Origin of the sequence: Streptomyces sp. SP17BM10 (assembly GCF_036322405.1) — a bacterium.
Taxonomy (GTDB): Bacteria; Actinomycetota; Actinomycetes; order Streptomycetales; family Streptomycetaceae; genus Kitasatospora.
Map to the genome: position 1 here is coordinate 183732 of NZ_JAQYXB010000680.1, position 22558 is coordinate 206289.

Genomic DNA, 22558 nt, shown 5'->3' on the forward strand with positions numbered 1-22558 from the left:
GGGTCCCGCGATGACCGCTACCCGCAAACTCGCCGCGCTGCCGTGCGGCCACCGCGGCAAATGGGTGGTGCTGGCGATCTGGCTGATCCTGCTGGTCGCCACCGGCCCGCTCGCCGGGAAGCTCATGGGCGCCGAGGACAACCAGGCGTCCAGCTGGCTGCCCGGCAACGCCGAGTCGACGAAGGTGCTGAACGAACAGCGCGCCTTCCAGCCGATCGAGACCGCCCAGGCCGTCGTCGTCTACGACCGCCCCGGCGGGCTCACCCCCGCCGACCGGGCCCAGGGCGCCCGCGACGCCGCCACGTTCGCCACCGCCCCGCACGTCCTCGGACCGGTCATCGGTCCGGTGGTGTCCGGCGACGGGCAGGCCATGCAGACGATCGTCCCGATCGACGTCGGCACCAACGGCTGGAACGACCTGCGCCCCGCCGTGGACAGCCTGCGCGCCACCGCCGCCGCCGACAGCCACGGCATGACCACCCACGTCACCGGCCCGGCCGGGGTCGGCGCCGACCAGGCCAAGGCCTTCGCCGGCATCGACAGCTCCCTGCTCGTCGCCACCGTCAGCGTCGTGATCGTGCTGCTGCTGCTCACCTACCGCAGCCCGGTGCTCTGGACCCTCCCGCTGATCTCCGCCGCCGGCGCACTCACCGTCGCCGAGGCCGTCATCTACCTGCTCGCCGAGCACGCCGGGCTCACCGTCAACGCGCAGAGCGCCGGCATCCTGGTCGTGCTCGTCCTCGGCGCGGGCACCGACTACGCCCTGCTGCTCACCGCCCGCTACCGCGAGGAACTGCGCCGCCACGAGGACCGCCACGAGGCGATGGCGTTCGCCCTGCACCGGGCCGGGCCCGCGATCCTGGCGTCCTCGGCGACCGTCGTCGCGTCGATGCTGTGCCTGCTGATCGCCGAGATGAACTCCACCCGCGGCCTCGGTCCGGTGTGCGCCATCGGGGTGCTGGTCGCGCTGGCGGCCATGCTGACGCTGCTGCCCGCGCTGCTGGTGATCATGGGACGGTGGGTGTTCTGGCCGGTCAAGCCCGGCTACGGCACGGCCGAGCCGACGAGGACCGGCCGCTGGGCGCACATCGGCACGTGGATCGCCCGCCGCCCGCGCAAGGTCTGGGTCGGGACGGCGCTCGCCCTCTCGGCCTGCTGCGTCGGGCTGGTGTCGCTCAACGCCAACGGGCTCGGCACCGCCGCCTCGTTCACCGGCACGCCGGACTCCGTCGTCGGCCAGCAGGTGCTGGAGCAGCACTTCCCCGCCGGCACCGGCTCACCGCTCACCGTCATCTCGACGGCGGCGGGCGCGGACGCCGTCCGGGCCGCCGCGCAGTCCACGCCCGGCGTCGCCGGGACGTCCGCGCCCATGACGCACGCCGGGCAGGCGCGCTTCCAGGCCACGCTCACGGACCCGCCGGACAGCCAGGCGGCGAAGGACACCGTGGACCGGGTCCGCGCCGCCGTCCACGCCGTCCCGGGCGCCGACGCCAAGGTCGGCGGCAACACCGCGGTGATCCTCGACGCCGGCCGGGCCGCCGGCAACGACAACCGGGCGATCATCCCGCTCGTCCTCGGCGTCGTCCTGGTCATCCTCGCGCTGCTGCTGCGGGCCGTCACCGCGCCGCTCGTGCTGATCGCGACCGTCGTGCTCTCGTACGCGGCGACGCTCGCCATCAGTGTGTTCTTCTTCGAGCACGTCTTCGGGTTCCAGGGCGAGGACAACGCGTTCCCGCTGTTCGTCTTCGTCTTCCTGGTCGCCCTCGGCATCGACTACAACATCTTCCTGATGACGCGCGTGCGCGAGGAGGCCGCCCACCGCGGCACCCGCGAGGGGGCCGTCGCGGGCCTCGCCGCCACCGGCGGCGTCATCACGTCGGCGGGGCTGATCCTCGCCAGCACCTTCGCCGTGCTCGGCACCCTGCCCGTCGTGGGGCTCGCGGAGATCGGGTTCGCCGTCGCGCTGGGCGTCCTCATCGACACCCTGGTGGTGCGGTCGGTGCTGGTGACCGCGCTCACCGTCGACCTCGGCCGGCACATCTGGTGGCCGAGCCCGCTCTCCCGGCCGGCCGAGGTCCGGCAGATGGAGCCGAGCGGACGCACGTGAGCCCGGGGAGCGCCGAACACTCCCCGGACCCACGGTCAGCCCAGCCGGATCAGCCGGATCAGCTGCAGTCGCCGATGCAGGCGTCCTCGCTGTGCTCGCGGAAGTTGAACCAGCTGGCGTGCGGGCCGAACAGGCCGACACCGGCCGAACCCGAGTCCAGGCTCTGGCCGGACGACATGTCCGACGCGTGCCAGTGCGCCATCGCCGGGGCCGGCGCCGCGAGGGCGGCGGCGCCGGTGACGGCCACGATCACGGCGACCTTGCGGATGTTTCCACGAAGCGACATCAAATGTCCTTTGGGTGGTCTCTGGTCATGAGGGAACGCCCAGGAGCCGACCGCGAACCTCACCCGGCCGCCCCGCGGGCACCAGCACAGATTTGCACACGAACCCGCACGAACCCACCCACGCCGCAAGCCCGCTGAGACAACCGGGTGACCGATCTCCCTCGCCCGGGTGAAGGCGGACCGCCGGGCCTCACCCGAACGGCCGTCAGTACCGCACGCCGGGCGCGAGCGGGACGTCGCGAACTCGAGGTGCTGAGCGCTCGCCGGTCTCCTGTCCGGCGCGCCCGAGGCGCGGCGCCACATGTACCGCGTCGACCACCCGCCCCCGCGGTTGCCGCCCACATCGCTCAAGTCGGCTCCACCCGAGGCCCCTTGAGCGCTCACACCCCTGCTCCGGGAAGCGGCCGACCCGCCTGGTCCGCCGGACGGCGCGGGGACGGGTGCCACTCGGACGGGTCCGGTCGGGGGGCGGGGGGAGGGCGTTGTGACTACGGTGCGGTGCGAGGGGGTCACCGATCGAGAGGCGAGTGCGTTTCATGGCCGGCAAGTTCGAGCTGTACACCGACGAGACCGGGATGCACCGGTTCCGGCTCAAGGCGAGCAACGGGTCGATCGTCGTGACGGGCGACCCGCAGGAGAGCCGGGACGACTGCATCCGGAGCATCGAGTCGATCCGCAGGCTCGCGCCGTACGCGGAGCTCAAGGAGGCGGCCGCCGGATAGCGGACCCTCGTGCGCGGGTCGGCGGTGCAAATCGCCGACCCGCGTTCGTTTGTACGACAGATCCCTTTGGCCGAATACATGCCGGGCGCGGTCACAACACTGGCATGCGCGTCGTCATCGTCACCGAGTCGTTCCCGCCCGAGGTCAACGGAGTCGCCCACAGCGTGCTGCGGACGGCCGAGCACCTGGTCCGCCGGGGCCACCAACCCCTCGTCGTCACTCCCGCCCCCGCGCACGGCGCCGCGTGCCCGCCGCACACGTTCGGCACCGGCACCGACGCGGCGGAGCTGCCGGTGGTGCGGATCCCCTCCGTGCCGCTGCCCGGCTACCCGCAGGTGCGGGTGGCGCTGCCGAGCCGCCGGCTGACCGCCGCGATCGCGGCGCACCGGCCGGACATCGCGCACCTGGCCAGCCCGTTCGTCCTCGGGGCGCGCGGGGCGCAGGTCGCGGCGCGGCTCGGGGTGCCCGCGATCGCCGTCTACCAGACCGACCTCGCCGGGTACGCGCACGCCTACCGGGCAGGGCGCGGGCTCGGGGAGGCCGCCGCCTGGCACCGCATCCGGACCGTCCACCGCGCCGCCGCCCGGACGCTGGCGCCGTCCACGCCCGCCGTCCAGGACCTCACCGCGCACGGGGTGCCCCGGGTGCAATTGTGGCCGCGCGGGGTGGACTCGGTGCGGTTCCACCCCCGCCACCGCGACGAGGCCCTGCACCGGGCGCTGGCACCGGGCGGGGAGGTGCTGGTCGGGTACGTGGGGCGGCTCGCACCCGAGAAGCGGGTCGACCTGCTGGCCGCCGCGTCGGCACTGCCCGGGGTCCGGGTGGTGGTGATCGGGGACGGTCCGTCCGCGCCCGGCCTGAAGGCCTCGATGCCCGGCGCGGTGTTCCTCGGCCGGCGCACCGGCGAGGAACTGGCGCGGTGTTTCGCCACGCTGGACGTGTTCGTCCACACCGGCCCGCTGGAGACCTTCTGCCAGACCATCCAGGAGGCCATGGCGAGCGGAGTCCCGGTCGTCGGACCGGCCGCGGGCGGCCCGCTGGACCTCGTCGCCCACCACCGGACCGGCCTGCTCGTGCCGCCCCGGGACGGCGCGGCCGTCGCCCGCGCGGTGGCCGCACTGGCCGCCGACCCCGAGCTGCGGGCCGCGTACGGGCGGGCCGGGCGCGCCGACGTGACCGCCCGCACGTGGGAGTCGGTCGGGGACCTCCTGCTACGGCACTACGCGGAGGTGCTCGCGGAGCACCGCGGGGTCACGGTCCCCTCGCCCGCCGTTGCGCCGCTGGTGGACCTGCCGCAGGCCGGGACGGCCGCCATCACCGAGGAGCTGCCGGCATGAACGGGGCCGGCATGAACGGGACGTCGTACGGGAGCGCCGACGGGCCGCTGCGGATCGTGCGGCTCGCGAACTTCGTCACCCCGGTCTCGGGCGGGTTGCGGACCGCGCTGCGGCACCTCGGCGCCGGGTACCTCGCGGCCGGGCACCGGCCGGTGCTCGTCGTGCCCGGCGAGCGGCGCTCCGAGGAGGAGACCGAGCAGGGCCTCGTCATCACGCTGCCCGGGCCGGTGCTGCCGGGTAGCGGCGGCTACCGCCTGCTCACCGACCGCCGGGCGGTGGCCGCCGAGCTCACCCGGCTCTCGCCCGACCGGCTGGAGGTCTCCGACCGCACCACCCTGCGCTGGACCGGCGCCTGGGCCCGGCGGCACGGCGTCCGCTCGGTGATGGTGTCCCACGAGAGCGCCGCCGGGGTGCTCGGCACGTGGGGCGTGCCCGGTCCGGTCGCCGCCCTGGCAGCCGACCGGCTCAACGCGGCGACGGCGCGCGCGTACGACACCGTCGTCTGCACGACCGGCTGGGCGGCCGCCGAGTTCCGGCGCCTCGGCGTACCCAACCTCGCGCGCGCCCCGCTCGGCGTGGACCTGGACACCATGCGCCCCCTCCCGGCGCCCGCGCGGGCGCATGAGCGGGCCCGGTACGCCGACCCGGACGAGGCGCTGCTGGTCCTGTGCTCGCGGCTCTCGCAGGAGAAGCGGCCCGAGCGCGCGATCGAGGCGCTCGCCGAGCTGCGGGCGCGACGGGTGCCGACGGTGCTGGTCGTCGCGGGCGCCGGTCCGCTGCGGGAGCGGCTCGCCGCCCGCGCCGACCGGCTGCGGCTGCCGGTGCGCTTCCTCGGGCACGTGAGCAGCCGGGAGGCGCTGGCCCGGCTGCTGGGCTGCGCGGACGCCGTGCTCGCTCCCGGACCGGTCGAGACCTTCGGGCTGGCCGCCATGGAGGCGCTCGCGTGCGGGACGCCGGTGGTGGCCAGCCGATCCTCGGCGCTGCCGGGGCTGGTGGGTCTCGCGGGTGTCGCCGCCGCCGACACCGGCGAGGGGTTCGCGGCGGCGGTGGGGCGGGTGCTGGCGCGGCCGGAGGACGCCCGGCGGGCGGCCGCACGGGCGCAGGCGGAGCGGTACGCGTGGCCGGCGGCGGTGGCCGCGTTCCTGGCGGCGCACGGTGCCGTCGCGGCCCACGCCGTCACGGGAGAGGAGGTCCGCGATGAGCGTGCTCGACACGGCGCGTGAGTGGACGGCGGACGAACGGCGGCCGGCGGGCGAGCCGGTGCGGTTCGTCGCGCTCGGCGACTCGCTCACCGAGGGCGTCGGCGATCCCGTCGGGGACGGCTGGCGCGGCTGGGCCGCCGTCCTGGCCAGGTCGCTGGCGCCGGAGGGGACGGCCGTCGAGTTCACGAACCTCGCCCGGAGTGGCGCCCTCACGGTCGATCTGATGGCACGTCAACTCCCGGCGGCGCTCGAGCGGAGGCCGGAGCTGGCCGCGGTGGTGGTCGGCGGGAACGACACCCTGCGCGCCGGGTTCGACATCCGCCGCACCACCCTGGAACTGGACGCCACCCTCGGCGAACTGTCCGGCCACGGCGCCCGGTTGCTCACCGCCTGCCTCCCGGACCCCGGCACGCTCCTGCGCCTGCCGGCGCCGCTCGCCCGGCCGCTGGCCCGGCGGATGCGGGCGGTCAACACCGTCGTGCACGCCCTCACCGCGCGCCACCGCGCCGTGCACCTGCACCTCGCCGACCTGCCCTGGTGCGAGGAGCGGCGGCTGCTCAGCGTCGACCGCCTGCACCCCAGCGCCGAGGGGCACCGGCTGATCGCCCGCCGCTTCCACGAGCTGCTGGCCGCCGACGGCCGCGACCTCGGGCCCGTTCCGCGCGGCGAACCCGTCGAACGTCCGCCCGGCCGGGCCGCCGACGTGTGGTGGATGGCCACCCAGGGCACCCGCTGGGTGGCCGCCCGCAGCACCGACCTCCTCCCGGGGCTGCTGGCCCTCGCGGCGACCGAGGGTCTCGCCCGCCTGCGCGGCGCGACCGGCCGCCACGACGAACAGATGGCCAGGGCGGCGGCCCAGGCCCTGGCCGCCCTGGGGTGAGGGCGGCTCCCGGGGCGCGTCCCGGGGGCGCTTCCCCGGCCGCTTCCCAAGGCCCCGGGCGGTCACTGACGGGTGATCACCGGTGACGCACGCGTGGAACCGGGCAGGTATCCGGCGGTGTCGTCCGGAGGGACGTGATCACAGGGCCGAGGCGGAGGGAGTGCCGAGTGGAGGCGTCATCGAGCGTGGAGGCGTCGTCGTCGAGCGGGCGGGAGTTGCTGGCGGCGGCGGGGGTGCTGTTCCCCGACGAGCAGGGACGGGTGCTGGTGGTGCGGCTGCCGTACGACCGCAGGCACCCGGTGGCGATCCCCGGCGGCGGCTGGGAGCCGACGGACCTCTCCCCGAGGGAGACCGCCCTGCGCGAGATCGGCGAGGAGCTGGGGTTCACGCCCCGGCTCGGGCCGCTGGCCTGCGTCGACTGGACCCTCGACGACCACCGGCCGCCGATCGCCGCCCACCTGTACTGGGCGGAGCCGATCGGCGCGGAGCAGGCGGCGGCGATCCGAGCCGACGCGGCGGAGGTCGGCGGCTGGGTGTGGCTGTCGCCGGAGGCGGCGGGACACGCGCTGCCGCCCCGGCTCTCGCGCCGGGTGACGGCCTGCCTGCGGGCGCCGCGCACCGCCGGTCCGCTGGAGCTGGAGGACAGTCGGCCGGCCGGGCACACGCTCGAGCACCTCCCGGCCGCACCGCCGGTGCCCGAGTACACCGGCGCGGCCGGGATCCCGGAGCTCCAGGGCCGCGGGGCGCCGGACCCGGCGCCGCCGCTGGACCGGGAGGCCTACATCGCCTCCCGCCCCCGGATCCGGGCCAAGGCGCGCACGGTGTTCACCGACGACGCCGGGCGCGTGCTGCTCGTCCGGCTGAAGCCGTGGGACGGGCCGCGCGGCCGGGTGCCGTACTGGACCCTCCCGGGCGGCGGCATCGAGGCGGACCGCGAGCTGCCCCGGGCGGCGGCCAGGCGGGAGGTCCGCGAGGAGCTGGGGTGGGAGGTCGAGCCGGGGCGGCTGCTCGTCCTGGACTGGCTGCCGTCCTCCGCCGCCGATCCGGCGCGCGACCGGGACGCCGCCGTCCTCGTGTACGTCTACGACGGCGGCGTGGTCACCGACCGGATGCTCACCACGATCGCCCTCCCCGAGGACGAGCTGGTGGATTGGCGCCTGTGCGAGCCGGCCGAGGCCCGGGCCCTGCTGTCGGCGCCCTCGTGGGGCCGGACGGCCGCCGCCCTGGCCGCCCGGGAACGCAGCGGCGGCCCGCTCGAACTGGTGGACGGGCGGCCGGTGGGATAGCAGTGGAACGGTGCCGTGATCCACACTGGGAGGCATGCAGAACGTGATCGGGGAGGTGCTGGCCGGGCGCCGGGTGGCGTCGGTCAGCGGCGGTGGCCGGCTGGACCTCACGCTGGACGGACCGGTGACCGTGCGGGTGGCGCACGAGTTCCGGTTCGCGGCGCCGTCCTTCGCCACGCCCGCCGAAGTGGAGCACTTCTTCCCGGCCCTGACGGTCCGCCCGACGGCGACGCTGCTCGCACTCGTCGGCCGGACCGTCGGCTCGGCCCGGGTCACCATGGCCGGCGGCCTGGAGCTGGACTTCACCGGCGGCGGCGCACTGTCCGTGCCCCCGCACGCGGTGCTGGCGCCGTGGAGCGTGGTGACTCCGGAGGGCGAGCTGTGCGCCGGGCTGCCGGGCGGCGAGGTCAGCTGGACGGGCGAGGCGGGTCAGGCGGGCGGGACTGGTCCGGCCGGCGGGCCGCGGGCTAGGCGGTAAGGCCGGCGGGCCGGGGCCGGCGGGCGGGAGATCCGCCGGTCCCGGTGCCCCGGACGTCCGGTCAGACCTCCATGTCCGCCTCGATCTTGACGAGCTGGTGGCGGGCCATCGCCAGGTTGGCGCGGTTCTTGTCCAGCGCGAGGTAGAGGAACAGGCCCTTGCCGGTGCGGCCGGTGAGCGGGCGGATCAGGTGGTACTGGGTGCTGAGGGTGATCAGGATGTCCTCGATGCCGTCCTGGAGGCCCAGCATGTCCATGGTGCGCATCTTGGCGCGGACCACGTCGGTGTTCCCGGCGGCGGCCACGTTGAGGTCCAGCCCGCCGGGGCCGTCGAGGGTGGCGAGCGCCATGCCGCTGTTGTAGTCGACGAGCGCGGCGCCGATGGCGCCCTCGATGACGGTCATGGCCTGCTTGAGGGCGCCGGCTGCGTCGGTCATGTCGTGACTCCGTTTCGGTGGATCCGGTGATGGATCGGGTACTTGATCGGGTTGTGGATCGGTACGGTCCGGCCCGGTCGGGCGGGTCTGTGGTGTCGGTGGGCGGTTCGGGTGGCGGACGGCCGGTCAGCCGGCCTCGCGCGGGTCCTTGGGCACCAGGGCGTCGGTGAGCAGCCCGGCGATCCGCCGGGCCGAGCGGCGGGCCTCCAGGTGCAGGCGGCCGACGTTGACGTCCGGGTGGGCCAGCAGCGTCAGCACGCAGCTGCCGCCGGCCGCGTAGGTGGCGACGTAGCCGTGTTCGCCGCGCACCAGGGACTCCCGGAACTCGCCCTGGCCCGTCGTGTCGGCGAGCCGCTGGGCGAGGGACAGGGAGGCCGCAGTCATCGCGGCCAGGCCGGACGGCTCGGTCCCGTGGGTGTCGTGGGCGACCAGCAGGCCGTCCACGCTGGCCACCAGACCACCGGCGAGGTGCGGGATGCGGTGCTTGACGGCACGGAGCTCGGCGAGCAGCTCGGTCTCCAAGGCGATCAGTTGTCTCCTTCCGACACGCTGCTTGAGCGCCCGCCTCATGGCCGGTACGGCGGGGTCGCGGGCGGAGAGTGGCTCAAAGTCGGGCCTCCAGGAGGGTCAGGACCCGGGTCAGCAGCGCGACGTCCGGATCGGGCACGGTCAGCGGATGGGCCGCCGCCGGGATCGGCTGGCGGTCGGAACGGGGGGCGGCGCCGGGTGCCGGGGCTCCGTGCCCCGGAGCCCCGGCAGCGTGGGCGCCGAACGGGCGGGGCCCGGGTGCGACGGCTCCGGGCACCCCGGCACTGGTGAGGGTGGCGCCGGGGACGCGGCGGTGCAGGCCGGGGGAGCGCGGGATTTCGGAGACGGGTATGGGTACGGGTGCCGGCGCTGAGGCTTGCCCTGGCGCTGGCGGCGGCTGCGCGGGGACGGCGGTCGGTGCCTGCGCGGCGACGGCAGCCGGTCCGGGGACGGAGACCGGCCCCGGCACGACCGCCGGAGCGGGGTCGAGCAGCCCGGCCGCGGCCAGCCGGCGGACGTCCGCCGTCACGCCGAACCCTGACCGACCGAGCAGCCGGGCCAGTTCGGCGGGGGTTCTTCGGCCGTCCGCGTGGTCGAGCAGTTCCCGCCGGCGCCGGCCGGGCGGTCGGCGGGACGGCCGCCGGGTGGCCTCGGCCGGGCGGACCGGCGCGGTGTCGAGCTGTGCCCAGGGCCAGATGCCGTCCAGCAGGCGCCGGCGGCGCTCGGACTCCCGGCAGACCCGTGCCGCGTCGACCGCCGAGACCGGACCGAGCCAGTGCCGGGCGCCGGTCTCGAAGCGCCAGAGGCCGCCGCCGGTGTCGGCGAGGACGAAGAAGGCCGCGTCGAACAGCGTTTCCAGGTGGCCGAGTTCGAGCTCGCCGCGGGTGATCCGGCCCCGTTCGACCAGCGCCGCCGCGACCCGGGCCTGCGGGCCGTGGACCTCGACGAGTTCGCGCCACTCCCCCGGCGCGAGCCGGCCGCAGCCGGTGAGGAGGTCACCCAGGTCGGGGGCGCGGTCGGACTCGGCGTGGGTCACCAGGCCGTCGGTGAGATAGACGCTGCCGAGCGGGCCGCGCAGGGCGCCGGTGGCCTCGCGGGCGGCGAGCAGGTCGACCGCCTCCCCCGGCGTCCGCGGAACCGCCGGGGGCAGCACGGCCGTCGGGGCCGCGTGCGCGCTCACCCGAGCACCAGTTCCTCGGCGAGCGCCTGGAGGCGGTAGCGGGCACCGGCGAGGTTGCCCTCCTCGCGGTCCAGCCACAGGTGCAGGACGAGCCTGCTGTCGAAAACGGTGTCGATGAAGCAGATCAGGTGGTAACTGCGGCCCGCAGTGACGATGATGTCCTGCAGCGGTGCCCGGCGGTCCTCCGACGCGGTGAAGGTCTGGCTCTCAACGGCCGCCCGTACCAGGTCGGTTGTCTCGGCCGCCGTGGTCTCGTGCTCGCCGGCCGGGCTCTCGCCCAGGCTGCCGAGCGCGAGTCCGCTGCTCCAGTCGACCAGGCTCGCGGAACGCGCGCCGGTGATCGCCATCGCTCCGGAGAGGCATTCGTCGATACCCGGCACACCGGCTCCTTCGTGGGGGGGTCGTCCATCGCACGGGGGAATGCTGCGCGGCCGGGCGCGCAGCGCGGCGCCGACCGGACCGCCACGACGAGTGGCGGGTTCGACACGGAAGGCTACTGCCGGATTCCGTATGACGAACATTCCAATGGCATATTCACACCAGTAGCAGTGAGTTCCGGCCATGCCGTGACGGACCATCGACTCTGCGTCGCCATCGAAACCCGCTGGCCGGGGCGGTGTCGCCATCCACCGCTCGTCGGCCACCTGGAACGGGACCTTGGCCGATAGTCGGCCGCGCCGGAGGGTTTCGGCCGGCGAATGCGATAAAGGAACCGGACGGCCGGAACGGGGGGGTGGACGCGGAGAGACGCCGGCGGGAACGGCCGCGGCAGCGGGCGCCCGGCCGGGCGCGGGCGAAAGAGCCCCGGGACAAGACCAGCACGAGTCAGGGACGAGTCCGGAAACGGCGAAGGGGCCCGTTCCGCTGGACGGAACGAGCCCCTTCGGGTGGAGCGCCAGGCCCGGGTCGCACGGACTCTCCCCACTGAAAGTGGGACGTGCTCTGGTAGCACCGCTGACGCATGTCCGGGAGGTCGTTCCCTCCCGACGAGAAGAACAGTAGCAGGTCAGCGCACCTGTTCAGAAATCGCGTCAGGGGTGCCCGAGGCCCCGGCGGGCAGCCCGGCCGCCTCTGCGAGCAGCCGGTAGGACTCCGTCATGGTGGCCCGGTCGTAGGTGCTCGTGGTGACCAGGAACTCGTCGGCGCCCGCGCGGGCCACCAGCGCGGCCACCTCGGCGGCGGCCCGCGCCGGGGTGCCGGCGATGTGACCCGCGAGCGACTGCTCGTACGCGGCCCGCTCGCGCGCCGTCATCGGCCGGGCGAGGACCTCGGCGGCCGGGACGAGCGGCGGGAACTCGCCGTGCGTCCGGGAGTACGCGCCCGACCAGGCCTCGGGGACGAGCAACTCGCGCGCCCGCTCCTCGGTGTCGGCCACCGCGACGGTGCCGGAGACCACCACGTACGGTTCGGTGGCGTGCGCGGAGGGACGGAAGCGCGTGCGGTAGCGGTCGATGGCCTCCAGCATCCGCTCCTCCCCGCGCGGGGCGGCGATCACCAGCGGCAGCCCGGCCTCGGCCGCCAGGTCGGCACCCGCACCCGTGGCGAGGACGAACGGCGGCACCCGCAGGCCCTCGGCCGGGCGGGCGTGGACGCCGCGGTGAGCCTGCTGCGTGCCGTCGAACCAGCCGAGCAGCTCGGCCAGCTGCGCCCCGAAGTCGTCGGCGGCGTCCTTCTCGCGCCCCAGCGCCCGCCGGACACCGTCGGTGAAGCCCACCGACCTCCCGAGGCCCATGTCGATCCGGCCGGGGAAGAGCGAGGCCAGCACGCCGAACTGCTCCGCCACCACGATCGGCTGGTGGTTGGGCAACATCACGCCGCCCGTCCCGACCCGGATCCGGGACGTGGCCGCCGCCACCGCCGCCGCGAGCACCGTCGGCGCCGAGCCGGCCACCCCCGGCACGCCGTGGTGCTCCGAGACCCAGAACCGGTGGTAGCCGAAGGACTCCGCCCGCCGGGCGAACTCGACCGTGCTCCGCAGGGCCTGCGCCGGCTCCTCCCCTCGCCTGGTACGGGAGCGGTCCAGCACGGAGAGTCGGAACGCGGGTTGTGCAGTGGTCACGTGCGGGGACAACGCGGGCGCACCGCTCAGGTATTTCCCGGCCACCTACCGGTCGGGTATTCGCCGTGTCCGCCGCCCCCAGGGCTTGTGGACGGACAGCACCACCATGAACAGGTAGAGCGCCAGCGCCACGGACGGGACGATCACCACGTTGTACCGGACGAAGCCGAGGTCCGCCCCGGAGACCGGCCCGACCGGGTGCGCGGCCGCCGCCCGCACCGCGTCGTGCAGGCGGTCCGGGAGCGCGAACACCGACGCGCCCAGCGCCGCGAGCGTGAGCCAGAACTTCGTGCTCACCCAGTAGTGGCGGAACAGCCCCCAGCTCGTGCCCAGCCCCAGCACCACCCCGCTGCCGAACGTCAGCAGGCTCAGCGGCAGGACCAGGACGTCCCCGAGCAGTCCCATCGCCCGGTAGGCCGCGCGCAGCCGGTCGGCGTCGTGCGTCGCGAGCGCCGCGGCGGCGAGGGTGAGCAGGCAGAGCATCAGCGCCAGCCAGCCCACCGACGCCACCAGGTGCACGACCACCAGCCACTTCCGGGCGACCGGGGACAGCCGCCGCGACGACCCCGGCGACGACCGGGCCGGCGCGCGGCCCGAGGACCGACCCGGGGTGGCCGGGCCGGCCACCCCGGACGGCGGCGAGGACTCCGGGAGCGAGCGCATCCGTACCTCCTTCGATAGAGGCCCATCAGACCGCGCTCAGCCTCCCCCGCCCTCCCCTCATCCGACATCTGCCGACGGGAGTAACTCCGACTACTCCCGGCCGAGTACGCCGGACGACACGAGCAGCAGGAGCCCGCCTCACCCCGTCACGGTGAAGTCGTGGGCAGCGCCGAGCCGTTGGAGCGAGTCGTGCCCGGGGATGCCGTCCGCGGCGGCGTCGGAGTACCCGCAGCGGCGCTGCCACCCGGCGTAGGCGGTGACCGTCAGACTGCCGAACGAGCCGTCGACCCACCGCTGTTCGAGCAGCCCCTCGTCCGCCAGCGCCTGCTCGACGATCGCGACCTCGGCGCCGTGCGTCCGGTGCCCCTGCTCGGCGCCCGGGTCGGTGCCGGCCGCCTCGACGACGTGGGCGAGCGAGACGGTGCGCGGGCCGGGCAGGTAGCCGAGCAGGCGCAGCAGCGAGGCCGGGCCGGGGACGCCGTCCGCCGCCGGGCCCGTGTAGCCCAGGCTCCGCTGGTAGTCGGCGTAGTTGAGGGTGTCGGCGTCGGTCCAGTCCGGGCCGGGGCCGGACCGGTAGTGGCCGCCGGAGCCCCGGGCGACGAGCGCCCGGCCGACGACGGTGACCTGGTAGCCGTGGGCGCCGTAGCCGTAGCGGAGGCCGTTGACGGTGACCTGGTAGCGGGCCGGGACGGGTTCGGCGGGCGGGGTGGGCCCGCCCGGCGGTGGGGGCGGGAGGGACGGGCCGCCGGTGAAGTCCGGCCAGGAGCCGGGGTCGGTGTGGTCGTTGTCGGGGACGTGGGCGTGGGCGTACCAGCCGCCGCGGGTCTCCCACACGTGCTCGTCGCGGTGGCCGGCGAAGTCGGTGGGCCGGCCCATCGGCCAGACGTCGGGCACGCCCCACGAGGCGATCCAGGCGTGCAGGAGGCCCCAGCCGGCGCACGGGGTGTCGACGAGGCGCGGGTAGACCGTGCCCCCGTGGCGGCAGTAGGGGAAGAAGACCGCCTCGATCTGGATGACGACCCGGCCCGCGCGGTTGGTGCGGGTCGGGATCCCGGGCGGGCTGAGGAGGCTCTTGGAGCGGGAGTCGGCGGGGAACAGCTGGGCCGTCCGGCCGCTGAACGGGTCCCAGATGATGTGCGGCGCGTCGCCGGCGCCGCTGGTGGTGAAGTAGGTGACGAGGTCGTCGAACGTGCACCAGTCCTGCGGGGCGGCGGCGCTGGCGTCGCGGTCCCAGGTGATGTGCGCGATGGCCTTCGGCGGGTACTGCTGGTCGGTGGGGGCGTGATCGCCGAGGTCGTGGACCTCGGCGCCGGGCAGCCACAGCTCGGGCATGGCGTGTCCTCCGGACGGAACGTGAGGGAGTACGGAGTGACGGGGCACGGACATCGTTGCCGTTATCGGCAGGTCCAAGCCTCCGGATGACCCGGACGCGGAACGGATCCCCGCCGAGCCCTCCGGGCCCGCCCGCCCGTTCGGATAGTCGGCGGGCAATCGCATTTCCGTACGGACCACACACCCCCTGCGGCGCACGCCACACCCACCGCGAGGTCGTCGTCCCGGCCTCGTACGGCGGGCGGGCCGTCCGCGTGTCGATGCCCGTCGGGTGACGCTCAGACGGGCGCGACCGCCCCCGCGCGGGCGCAGCCGCCGGCGAACTCCGCGGGCGCCGCGCCGACGAGCTCGGTGAAGCGCTCGCGCAGGACGCCCGGCGTGGCGCAGCCGACCGCTGCCCACACCCCGGCGGGGTCGCCGCCGCCCACCAGGAGCGCGACGGCCCGCTCGACGCGGCGCGCCGTCAGGTACCCGTACGGCGAGGCACCGTACGCGAGCCGGAACTCGCGGCCGAGCTGCCCGGCAGGCATCCGGGCGGCACGGGCGAGCGCCCCGACGTCCAGCGGGCGCGCGTACTCGCGGTCGATCCGGTCGCGCACGCGGCGCAGCCGCGCGAAGTCGCTCAGGCGCTGCGCCGCGATGCGGGCGCGCGCCCATCCGGGGTGGCACATGGAAGAACCCCCTTCGCCGGCGGCGTCGGTGCGTGCGCCGGCTCTCGTCTGTGGCCTCGGGCGGCCGGGGCCGGCGCCGGGCGGGCCGGCGCCGGGCCCGGGTTCAGCGGAGTTCCTGGATGCGGACGAGGTTGCCCGCCGGGTCGCGGAAGGCGCAGTCGCGGACGCCGTAGGGCTGGTTCGTCGGCTCCTGCACGACCTCGGTGTCGCCGGCCTGCACCTTCTCGAAGGTGGCGTCGAGGTCCCGGGTGGCCAGCAGGATCCAGCCGTACGTGCCCTTGGCCATCATCTCGTTGACGGTGCGGCGCTCGTCCTCGGTGACGTTGGGGTCGGCGGCCGGCGGCGCCAGCAGGATGGAGGTGCCGGCGCCGCCGGGCGGCCCCACGGTGATCCAGCGCATCGTGCCCTGGCCGACGTCGCTGCGGACCTCGAAGCCGAGGACGTCGCGGTAGAAGGCCACGGACGCGTCCGGGTCGACGTGCGGGAGGACGGTGGTGTGAATCGTGAGGTCCATGCCGACGATGCTAGGGGCGGCCGGTGGACCGCGCTTCTCGATTCCTGACCGGTTCCCGACCCGCTCCCGACCGGTTGGGGCCCGGGCCGCCGGGGTACGTCCCGGGCGCGTCCGAAACCCGTCGCGGTTCCGTCCCCGTTCTCGTCGACCGGGGCCCCGAACCGCCCGGCTTCCGGGATGGTGGTGTCAACGACTCGTGCGCTGGGGGGAGTTGTCATGGGGGACGGCCAGGAACTGGTGACCGCGACCGTGGACGCGCTGGTCCGGGCGCCCGGCTCGGCGGTGGCGCAGCTCGTGCGCACGCGGCTGCGGGCGGTGCCCGGCGGCGGGGCCGCGGAGGCCGCCGCCGGCGCTGATCCGGCGGACCCGCGGGCGCGGGCCGCGCTCACCGCCGCCGTCGGCCGGCTGCTCGCCGAGGACCCGGCCTTCGCCCGCTACCTGCTCTCGACGGAGCTGGGCCCGCCCGCGAACCCATCGACGGTCCGGCTCCGGACGAAGCCCGCGGATCCGCCGACCGTCCACCTCCAGGCGAGACCCGGCGACGCCGGGACGGTGCAGCTCCGGCTGAAGCCCGTGTCCGGACGGCGCGCCACCGGCGGGATCCTGGTGACGCTCGCCCTCGTGGTGGTCGCGTCCCTCGTCGCCCTCGGGATCAACCTCGGCAACCGGCCGCTCCTCCAGCCCGGCGTCCACGGCATCGACCACGCCGCGACGGCGCTGCGCGACCCGGCGCAGGCGCAGGGCGTCCTGCCCGGCCCGGCCGCGATGCCGGGCGGCTGGCGGGTCGAGACCGCGCCGCAGTCCGGGACGAGCTCGGGCGACGGCGTCCCGTGCTTCGTCCGGGACGCCTGCGACCAGCAACTCGCCTACGCCACCGTGACGTTCCGTGCCGGCCCGCGACACAGCGCGAAGTTCGTCGTGGTCACGTTCGCCTCCGCCGCGACGGCCGGGCGGGCCTTCGACGCGATGCTGACGCAGGTGGGCGGCGCCGACGCGGCAGCGGCCGTGCCCCTCCCGTCGATCGGTGACCAGAGCGCCGCCAGGTCGCACGGAGCCGAGGGCATGGAGGCCTTGGTCCGGGTCGGCACGACGCTCCTGTCCATCAGCGACTCCGGCGCGGACGCGGACGCGGCCGACGCGCCCGCCCTCACCGCCTTCGCCCGCCTCCTCGCCGCCCGCGCCCAGCAGGCGCAGGACGGCCGGACGCCCGACGCCACCGTCCCCGGCTCCAAGGGCTGACGCCCGCACGGTGTCGTTTCACCGCTTCGGGAAGCCGAAGACGTACCCGTTGTCCCGCAGTCACGGCAGGAGCCGCTCCAGCGCCTCCCCCGTCTGCGCCCGGTTCCCACCCCCGCCGTCACCGCGCGCAGCACGGCGGTGCTCCGGGGGCCGGGGTTCGTCGTGATGGCGCACGGTGCTGCTCCTCGTCAAGGGGTGGACGACCACCACCCTCGGCCGCGCGCTTGCGGGCCCCGTGAGCCGCGTATGACCGTTTCGCAACAACGTGCGACAGGTTTCGCAACAACTGGCCGCCCACCCCGCGCCGTGGTCCGGAGCACGCCTGACCAGCGCCGATACTGGCAGACATGCCACGAGTACTACTGATCGAGGACGACGCGTCGGTGCGCGACGCGCTCGCGCTCGGCCTGCGCCGCCAGGGCCACGCCGTGCGCACCGCCGCGTCCGGCGAGGAAGGGCTGGCCGAGGCCCACCGGGAGCCGCCCGAGATCGTGGTGCTCGACCTGATGCTGCCCGGCATCGACGGCCTGGAGGTGTGCCGCCGCCTGCGCGCGGACGGCCCCACCCCGGTGATCATGCTGACCGCCCTCGGGGACGACGTCGACACCGTCCTCGGCCTGAAGGCCGGCGCGGACGACTACGTCGTCAAGCCCACCCAGTCCCGCGTCCTGGACGCCCGGATCCGCGCCGTGCTGCGCCGCGCCGGCGGCCCCGGCCCCGAGCCCGTCCGCGAGACCCTCGGCGACCTCGTCCTCGACCGCGCCGCGCTCACCGTCACCAGGCACGGCGTCCCCCTGCTCCTCGCCCCCAACGACCTGCGCCTGCTGCTGGAGCTCGCCGCCGCGCCCGGGCGCGCGTTCAGCCGCGAGCAGCTCCTGGAGTCAGTGTGGGGCCTCGGCCGCCAGGACGACATCCGGCTCGTCGACGCCGGGGTGAACCGGCTGCGCGCCAAGATCGAGGACAGCCCCGCCGCACCCCGCTACGTCCAGACCGTCCGCGGTTTCGGCTACCGCTTCGGACCGCTGTGAGCGTAGGACGCCGGAACCCGCCGGCCGACACCCCCTCCGGCAGAACCGCCGCCGGCAGAACCGCCGCCGGAAAGCCCACATCCGGACAGCCCCGGACCGACCAGCCCCAGGCCGAGCAGCCCGCCGCCGCGCGGCCGCCCCGGCCCGGACGGCACCGCCTGCTGCGCCTGCGCCGCGCCGTCGCCAGGCTGCGCCCCCGCATGCTCGCCGCGTTCCTCGCCGTCGCCGCCATCAGCGCGCTCGCCACCGCCGCCCTCACCTACCGGGCCGCGACCAACTCCACCCTCGACCTCACCCAGGACACCACCCTCGACGAGCTGCGCCGGCGCATCGACGTCCTCTCGCCCGCCCTGCCCTTCCCGCCGACCCAGGCCGAACTCGACCGCCTGGCCGGGCAGTTGTCGGGCACCAACGGCTTCCGCGACTGGCGCGTCCTGGCCTCCTACGGGACGATCCACTCCGAGTGGACCCAGCCCGTCGCCGTCCCGCCCTCCCTCCAGGCCACCGTCGGCTCCGGCCGCGCCGCCTTCCAGCGCTTCGCCGCCGACGGCCACCCGTGGCTCGCCGCCGGGGTGCCCGTCACCTACGCCCCTTCCGGCACGACCACCGGCGTCCCCGCCAAGGCCCCCGCCGGCTCCGGCACCCCCTCCGGCCTCACCGTCTACGCGATCCTCCCGCTCGACCGCGAACAGGGCGCCGCCAACGAGATCCTCGCCGGGGCCGCCGGGGCCGGCGTGTTCGCCGCCGTCCTCGCCGCCGGACTCGCCCTGTTCGCCGCCCGGCAGGTGCTGCGCCCGGTCCGGGCCCTGGGCGACGCCGCCCGCGCCCTCGCCCAGGGCCGGCTCGACACCCGGCTCACCGTCACCGGCCACGACGAACTCGCCCAGCTCTCTAAGACGTTCAACCACACCGCGCGCACCCTCCAGGGCACCATCGAGGAACTGCGCGCCATCGAGAGCCAGGGCCGGCGCTTCGCCGCCGACGTCTCCCACGAACTGCGCACCCCGCTCGCCGCCATGCTCGCCGTCACCGACATCCTCGACGAGGACGCCGAACAGCTCCCGCCCGACACCGGCACCGCGCTGCGCATGATCAGCAACGAGACCCAGCGGCTCACCCGCCTCGTCAACGACCTCATCGAGATCTCCCGCCTCGACGCCGGCGCCGCCCCGCTGCGCACCGAGGACGTCGACGCGGCCTCGGCCGTGCGCGAGACCCTCGACCTGCGCGGCTGGTCCGAGCGGATCGAGACCGACCTGCCCGCCGCCCTGCCGGTGCGGCTCGACCCCCGCCGCTTCGACGTCATCGTCGCCAACCTCGCCGGCAACGCGCTGCGCCACGGCCGCCCGCCGGTGCGCCTGGGCCTGCGCGAGGCCGACGGCGAGCTCGTGCTCACCGTCACCGACCGCGGTCCGGGCATCCCGCCCGCCGAACTCCCGCACCTGTTCGACCGGTTCTACAAGGCCGACAAGTCCCGCGCCCGCTCCGAGGGCAGCGGGCTCGGCCTCGCCATCGCCCAGGAGAACGCGCGACTGCACGGCGGCATCATCGAGGCCGCCAACTCCCCGGCGGGCGGAGCGGTGTTCACGCTCGTCCTGCCCCTCGGCACCCCCTCGGAGGACCAGTGACGACCCCCCGCCGCCTGGCCGCCGCCACCGCCCTGCTCCTGCTCGCGTGCGGCTGCTCGATCCCGAGCACCGGACCGGTCCGCAGCGGGCTGCCCGCCACCGGCATCGAACCGGGCACCCGGCTCTACTTCCCCGGCCCGCAGGGCATCCGGCTCGCCATCCGGCCCGGCGGCCGGCGCGAGGACCTCCAGCAGACCCTCGACAGCCTGCTCACCGGCCCCGACCAGGCCGAGCGACGCACCGGCCTCTACAGCGACCTGCCCGCCACCGGCAAGGTCCAGGCCACCGCCACCCCCGGCGCCGTCACGCTGCGCCTGTCCTGGCCGACCGCCTCGCTCAGCACCACCGCGATCCAGCAGCTCGTCTGCACCACCGAGGACGCCCCCGCCATCGGGCCGACGCCCCACGTCTCCATCGTGAGCAGCGACGCCCCGAGCGCGATCCAGCAGCAGTGCGACCTCCACCGCAACGGCTGACCCTGCGCCCTGTTCCCGCCGCCCGGCAGCTCGCACGGCGGCAGCACGCATGGCGCACCCCGGCCCGGCGGGGCCGGACCTCCGCGACCGGATTCGAACAGCTCCACGCCGCCTTCCCCGCGGGCAGAGGGCACGAGCCCGAGGAGCGCCAGTCCTCCCTCCTGCACGACGACCAGGACGGCGTGCCAGTGAAGCGCGTCGGCGTGGACCTGGCCGAGGCACGGCGACGATCCCCCTTATTCGAGTGCATGTTCGAATAAGGGGCGTAGGCTGGAGCCATGCACGGCACCGTTCACCTCCAGCCCTCGCTGTTCGACGACCCCGGCGAGGACGTCCGCCTCGGGTCGCTGCGCGGTGTGCGGCGGGTGGTGCTCGGGGACGGGGCGTGGCTCGACGTGCTGCCCGGATGGCTGCGCGGGGCCGACCGGGTGTTCGAACAGCTGGCCGCCGAGGTGCCCTGGCGGGCGGAGCGCCGCGAGATGTACGAGCGCATGGTGGACGTCCCCCGGCTGCTCGCGTCCTATCCCGAGGGCGCCGAGGCCCCGCACCCGGTGCTGGCCGAGGCGCGCGAGGCGCTCAGCGCGCACTACGCCGAGGAGCTCGGCGAGCCGTTCCGGACCCTCGGCCTCTGCTACTACCGCGACGGCCGGGACAGCGTCGCCTGGCACGGCGACCGGATCGGGCGCGGGAACCACGAGGACACCATGGTCGCGATCCTGTCCGTCGGCGAGCCGCGCGCCCTGCTGCTGCGGCCCCGGTACGGCGGGGGCGCCGTCGTGCGGCACCGGGTCGGGCACGGGGACCTCGTCGTGATGGGCGGCTCCTGCCAGCGGACCTGGGAACACGCGATCCCGAAGACGGCCCGGCCGGTGGGCCCGCGGATCAGCGTCCAGTTCCGGCCGCGCGGCGTGGCCTGAACCCCGGTTGCCGCCGACGCACCGGGCGTGGACGCTGGCCGGAGGGAACACGCCCGAGCGCAGGAGGCGGCGGCATGCCGAAGGCGGGCAGGTACCGCGAGGGCGTCCCGTGCTGGGTGGCGCTCGCGGTGCCGGACGTCGAGCGGGCGCGGCGCTTCTACCGCGGGCTGTTCGGCTGGGACTTCGTGCCGACCGGCCCGGCCGAGGCGGTCGCCACGCTGTACGGCGCCCAGGTCGCGGCCGTCGGGCCGCCGTCCGAACCGCCCGCCTGGCTCACCTGCCTCGCCACCCCCGACGTCCGCCGCAGCGCCGCCGCCGTCCGCACCGCGGGCGGGCGGCTCCTGCGCGAGCCGTACGACGTGCCCGACCAGGGCCGGGCGGCGCTCGCCGCCGATCCGCAGGGCGCCCGCTTCGGGCTCTGGCAGGGCGGGCCGGTCCCGGGCGCGGGGCTGGTCAACGAGCCCGGCACGTTCACCTGGAACGAGCACCTCTCCCCCGACCCGGACACCGCCCGCGCGTTCTACCGGCAGGTGTTCGGCGTCACCCACGACCGCCCCCGCGGCGGCTACGCCGTGTTCCGCGCCCAGGGCCTCCCGGCCGGCGGCATCGGCCCGTCGCGGGGCGCGGGCGCCGCGTGGCTGACGTCGTTCGCGACGGCCGACGCCGACCGCGCCGCCGAGCGGGTCCGCACCCTCGGCGGCACCGTCCTCACCGGCCCGGAGCCGACGCCGTTCGGCCGGTCGGCGCTGGTCCGGGACGACGGCGGCGCGGAGTTCACCCTGATCGCCGTCCCGCCCGACGAGTCCGCGGAAGCGGCCTGAGAGGCCCCTCCTCAGTCCTTGACCGCTCCCGCGAGGCCGGACACCAGCTTGCGCTGCACCGCGATGAAGAACACCAGCACCGGCACCGTCATCAGCGTCGACGCCGCCATGATGGCGCCCCAGTCGTTCTCGTCCGGCTTGAAGAAGACCAGCAGGGCAGAGGGCAGGGTCTGGTTCCGGGTGGCGCTGATGATGAACGTCTTCGCGAACACGAAGTCGTTCCAGGCCGCGATGAACGAGAACACGCTCGTCGCCGCCAATCCCGGTGCCACCAGCGGCAGCAGGATCCGCCACAGGATGCGGGCCCGGCTCGCGCCGTCGATCTGCGCGGCCTCCTCGATGGACTCCGGCACGGCGGCGACGAAGCCGCGCACCATCCAGATCCCGAACGGCAGCGAGAACGCCACCTGCACCAGCACCAGCGACACGAGCGTGTTCAACCCGATCCCCGGGCCGTAGCGACCGGCGTCGCGGAACATGAAGAACAGCGGGATGGTCAGCGCCTCGACCGGGATCATCTGCGCGATCAGGAACATCACCATGACCGTCGTGCGGAACCGGAAGCGGAACCGCGTCACCGCGACCGCCGCCAGGAACACGACCACCGCCGACAGCACGAGGTCCGGCACCCGAATAGGTACCGGACCTCGTCCGACGATAGAGCGCCAGGCCCGGGTCGCACGGACTCTTCCTACTGAAAGTAGGACGTGCTCTGGTAGCACCACTGACGCCTGACGAGAGATCATCTCCCTCGCGACGAGAAGAACA

23 protein-coding genes and 1 pseudogene are annotated in these 22558 nt (G+C 75.3%); 13 read left to right on the forward strand and 11 right to left on the reverse strand.

Translation table 11 applies throughout. The annotated features are described in order from the left end of the window. Window positions 1-10 precede the first annotated feature (10 nt). Complete coding sequence (locus PUR71_RS38970) at window positions 11-2107, forward strand: MMPL family transporter (protein WP_329932019.1); 2097 nt, start codon at window positions 11-13, stop codon at window positions 2105-2107. A 58-nt stretch (window positions 2108-2165) separates the two neighbouring features. Here PUR71_RS38970 and PUR71_RS38975 read toward each other — a convergent pair whose 3' ends face one another. Beyond that, the gene (locus tag PUR71_RS38975) at window positions 2166-2393 is read right to left on the reverse strand and encodes a hypothetical protein (RefSeq protein WP_329932020.1); all 228 of its coding nucleotides are present in this window, start codon (window positions 2391-2393) and stop codon (window positions 2166-2168) included. Window positions 2394-2929: 536 nt separating this feature from the next. Between PUR71_RS38975 and PUR71_RS38980 the strand changes: the two genes are divergently transcribed. From PUR71_RS38980 to PUR71_RS39005, 6 genes are all read left to right on the forward strand, one after another. Further along, on the forward strand, window positions 2930-3115 hold the full coding sequence (locus PUR71_RS38980; protein WP_329932021.1) for a YegP family protein: 186 nt from the start codon (window positions 2930-2932) through the stop codon (window positions 3113-3115). Between the two features lie 104 nt (window positions 3116-3219). Then, entirely contained in the window at window positions 3220-4452 is a 1233-nt protein-coding gene (locus PUR71_RS38985; protein ID WP_329932022.1) for a glycosyltransferase family 4 protein, read from the forward strand. Then, window positions 4449-5675: a glycosyltransferase gene (locus PUR71_RS38990; RefSeq protein ID WP_329932023.1), complete on the forward strand. Its 1227-nt coding sequence runs from the start codon at window positions 4449-4451 to the stop codon at window positions 5673-5675. Before PUR71_RS38985 ends, PUR71_RS38990 begins: the two co-directional genes overlap by 4 nt. Further along, complete coding sequence (locus PUR71_RS38995) at window positions 5650-6534, forward strand: SGNH/GDSL hydrolase family protein (RefSeq protein WP_329932024.1); 885 nt, start codon at window positions 5650-5652, stop codon at window positions 6532-6534. Before PUR71_RS38990 ends, PUR71_RS38995 begins: the two co-directional genes overlap by 26 nt. A 167-nt stretch (window positions 6535-6701) precedes the next feature. Next, complete coding sequence (locus PUR71_RS39000) at window positions 6702-7820, forward strand: NUDIX hydrolase (protein ID WP_329932025.1); 1119 nt, start codon at window positions 6702-6704, stop codon at window positions 7818-7820. Window positions 7821-7854: 34 nt separating this feature from the next. Further along, on the forward strand, window positions 7855-8298 hold the full coding sequence (locus PUR71_RS39005) for a DUF6188 family protein (RefSeq protein WP_329932026.1): 444 nt from the start codon (window positions 7855-7857) through the stop codon (window positions 8296-8298). Window positions 8299-8359: 61 nt separating this feature from the next. Here PUR71_RS39005 and PUR71_RS39010 read toward each other — a convergent pair whose 3' ends face one another. The 9 genes from PUR71_RS39010 to PUR71_RS39050 all read right to left on the reverse strand — a co-directional run bounded on the left by PUR71_RS39010 (window position 8360) and on the right by PUR71_RS39050 (window position 15681). After that, window positions 8360-8734, reverse strand: a complete 375-nt coding sequence (locus PUR71_RS39010) for a hypothetical protein (RefSeq protein ID WP_329932027.1) — start codon at window positions 8732-8734, stop codon at window positions 8360-8362. 126 nt (window positions 8735-8860) lie between these two features. After that, a complete protein-coding gene (locus PUR71_RS39015) occupies window positions 8861-9256 on the reverse strand; it encodes a roadblock/LC7 domain-containing protein (RefSeq protein ID WP_329932028.1) in 396 nt (131 codons plus the stop codon). 82 nt (window positions 9257-9338) lie between these two features. Beyond that, window positions 9339-10442, reverse strand: coding sequence for a hypothetical protein (locus tag PUR71_RS39020; RefSeq protein WP_329932029.1), 1104 nt, complete (start codon window positions 10440-10442; stop codon window positions 9339-9341). Continuing rightward, window positions 10439-10822 (reverse strand): hypothetical protein, encoded by a 384-nt coding sequence (locus PUR71_RS39025; RefSeq protein ID WP_329932030.1) that lies wholly within the window; start codon window positions 10820-10822, stop codon window positions 10439-10441. Before PUR71_RS39025 ends, PUR71_RS39020 begins: the two co-directional genes overlap by 4 nt. A gap of 626 nt (window positions 10823-11448) precedes the next feature. Beyond that, on the reverse strand, window positions 11449-12501 hold the full coding sequence (locus PUR71_RS39030; protein ID WP_329932031.1) for an MsnO8 family LLM class oxidoreductase: 1053 nt from the start codon (window positions 12499-12501) through the stop codon (window positions 11449-11451). A 45-nt stretch (window positions 12502-12546) separates the two neighbouring features. After that, window positions 12547-13164, reverse strand: coding sequence for a DUF2269 domain-containing protein (locus tag PUR71_RS39035; RefSeq protein ID WP_329932032.1), 618 nt, complete (start codon window positions 13162-13164; stop codon window positions 12547-12549). A 138-nt stretch (window positions 13165-13302) separates the two neighbouring features. Next, a complete protein-coding gene (locus tag PUR71_RS39040; protein WP_329932033.1) occupies window positions 13303-14496 on the reverse strand; it encodes a peptidoglycan-binding protein in 1194 nt (397 codons plus the stop codon). A gap of 278 nt (window positions 14497-14774) precedes the next feature. Then, window positions 14775-15167 carry a helix-turn-helix domain-containing protein gene (locus PUR71_RS39045; RefSeq protein ID WP_329932034.1) on the reverse strand — a complete coding sequence of 131 codons (393 nt, stop codon included), beginning with the start codon at window positions 15165-15167 and terminating at the stop codon, window positions 14775-14777. A gap of 103 nt (window positions 15168-15270) precedes the next feature. Further along, window positions 15271-15681, reverse strand: a complete 411-nt coding sequence (locus PUR71_RS39050; RefSeq protein ID WP_329932035.1) for a VOC family protein — start codon at window positions 15679-15681, stop codon at window positions 15271-15273. Between the two features lie 216 nt (window positions 15682-15897). On the opposite strand from PUR71_RS39050, the gene PUR71_RS39055 reads away from it, so the two are divergent. The 6 genes from PUR71_RS39055 to PUR71_RS39080 all read left to right on the forward strand — a co-directional run bounded on the left by PUR71_RS39055 (window position 15898) and on the right by PUR71_RS39080 (window position 21790). Beyond that, window positions 15898-16920 carry a hypothetical protein gene (locus PUR71_RS39055; protein ID WP_329932036.1) on the forward strand — a complete coding sequence of 341 codons (1023 nt, stop codon included), beginning with the start codon at window positions 15898-15900 and terminating at the stop codon, window positions 16918-16920. Window positions 16921-17267: 347 nt separating this feature from the next. Next, window positions 17268-17948, forward strand: a complete 681-nt coding sequence (locus PUR71_RS39060; RefSeq protein ID WP_329932037.1) for a response regulator transcription factor — start codon at window positions 17268-17270, stop codon at window positions 17946-17948. Beyond that, window positions 17945-19576, forward strand: a complete 1632-nt coding sequence (locus PUR71_RS39065) for a sensor histidine kinase (protein WP_329932038.1) — start codon at window positions 17945-17947, stop codon at window positions 19574-19576. The genes PUR71_RS39060 and PUR71_RS39065 overlap by 4 nt, the downstream gene beginning before the upstream one ends. Further along, window positions 19573-20052: a GerMN domain-containing protein gene (locus PUR71_RS39070; protein ID WP_329932039.1), complete on the forward strand. Its 480-nt coding sequence runs from the start codon at window positions 19573-19575 to the stop codon at window positions 20050-20052. Before PUR71_RS39065 ends, PUR71_RS39070 begins: the two co-directional genes overlap by 4 nt. A 278-nt stretch (window positions 20053-20330) precedes the next feature. Next, window positions 20331-20969, forward strand: coding sequence for an alpha-ketoglutarate-dependent dioxygenase AlkB (locus PUR71_RS39075; RefSeq protein ID WP_329932040.1), 639 nt, complete (start codon window positions 20331-20333; stop codon window positions 20967-20969). A 74-nt stretch (window positions 20970-21043) separates the two neighbouring features. Further along, window positions 21044-21790: a VOC family protein gene (locus PUR71_RS39080; RefSeq protein WP_329932041.1), complete on the forward strand. Its 747-nt coding sequence runs from the start codon at window positions 21044-21046 to the stop codon at window positions 21788-21790. 11 nt (window positions 21791-21801) lie between these two features. On the opposite strand, the pseudogene PUR71_RS39085 reads toward PUR71_RS39080, so the two are convergent. Beyond that, window positions 21802-22410 (reverse strand): annotated as a pseudogene (locus PUR71_RS39085) (carbohydrate ABC transporter permease); the annotation flags it as partial. Window positions 22411-22558 lie beyond the last annotated feature (148 nt).

Bases quoted from the DNA above. Each gene is read 5' to 3' on its own strand.
- PUR71_RS38970 (WP_329932019.1), top strand. From the start codon at position 11: ATGACCGCTACCCGCAAACTCGCCGCGCTGCCGTGCGGCCACCGCGGC.
- PUR71_RS38975 (WP_329932020.1), bottom strand. From the start codon at position 2,393: ATGTCGCTTCGTGGAAACATCCGCAAGGTCGCCGTGATCGTGGCCGTC.
- PUR71_RS38980 (WP_329932021.1), top strand. From the start codon at position 2,930: ATGGCCGGCAAGTTCGAGCTGTACACCGACGAGACCGGGATGCACCGG.
- PUR71_RS38985 (WP_329932022.1), top strand. From the start codon at position 3,220: ATGCGCGTCGTCATCGTCACCGAGTCGTTCCCGCCCGAGGTCAACGGA.
- PUR71_RS38990 (WP_329932023.1), top strand. From the start codon at position 4,449: ATGAACGGGGCCGGCATGAACGGGACGTCGTACGGGAGCGCCGACGGG.
- PUR71_RS38995 (WP_329932024.1), top strand. From the start codon at position 5,650: ATGAGCGTGCTCGACACGGCGCGTGAGTGGACGGCGGACGAACGGCGG.
- PUR71_RS39005 (WP_329932026.1), top strand. From the start codon at position 7,855: ATGCAGAACGTGATCGGGGAGGTGCTGGCCGGGCGCCGGGTGGCGTCG.
- PUR71_RS39010 (WP_329932027.1), bottom strand. From the start codon at position 8,734: ATGACCGACGCAGCCGGCGCCCTCAAGCAGGCCATGACCGTCATCGAG.
- PUR71_RS39035 (WP_329932032.1), bottom strand. From the start codon at position 13,164: ATGCGCTCGCTCCCGGAGTCCTCGCCGCCGTCCGGGGTGGCCGGCCCG.
- PUR71_RS39040 (WP_329932033.1), bottom strand. From the start codon at position 14,496: ATGCCCGAGCTGTGGCTGCCCGGCGCCGAGGTCCACGACCTCGGCGAT.
- PUR71_RS39045 (WP_329932034.1), bottom strand. From the start codon at position 15,167: ATGTGCCACCCCGGATGGGCGCGCGCCCGCATCGCGGCGCAGCGCCTG.
- PUR71_RS39050 (WP_329932035.1), bottom strand. From the start codon at position 15,681: ATGGACCTCACGATTCACACCACCGTCCTCCCGCACGTCGACCCGGAC.
- PUR71_RS39055 (WP_329932036.1), top strand. From the start codon at position 15,898: ATGGGGGACGGCCAGGAACTGGTGACCGCGACCGTGGACGCGCTGGTC.
- PUR71_RS39060 (WP_329932037.1), top strand. From the start codon at position 17,268: ATGCCACGAGTACTACTGATCGAGGACGACGCGTCGGTGCGCGACGCG.
- PUR71_RS39075 (WP_329932040.1), top strand. From the start codon at position 20,331: ATGCACGGCACCGTTCACCTCCAGCCCTCGCTGTTCGACGACCCCGGC.
- PUR71_RS39080 (WP_329932041.1), top strand. From the start codon at position 21,044: ATGCCGAAGGCGGGCAGGTACCGCGAGGGCGTCCCGTGCTGGGTGGCG.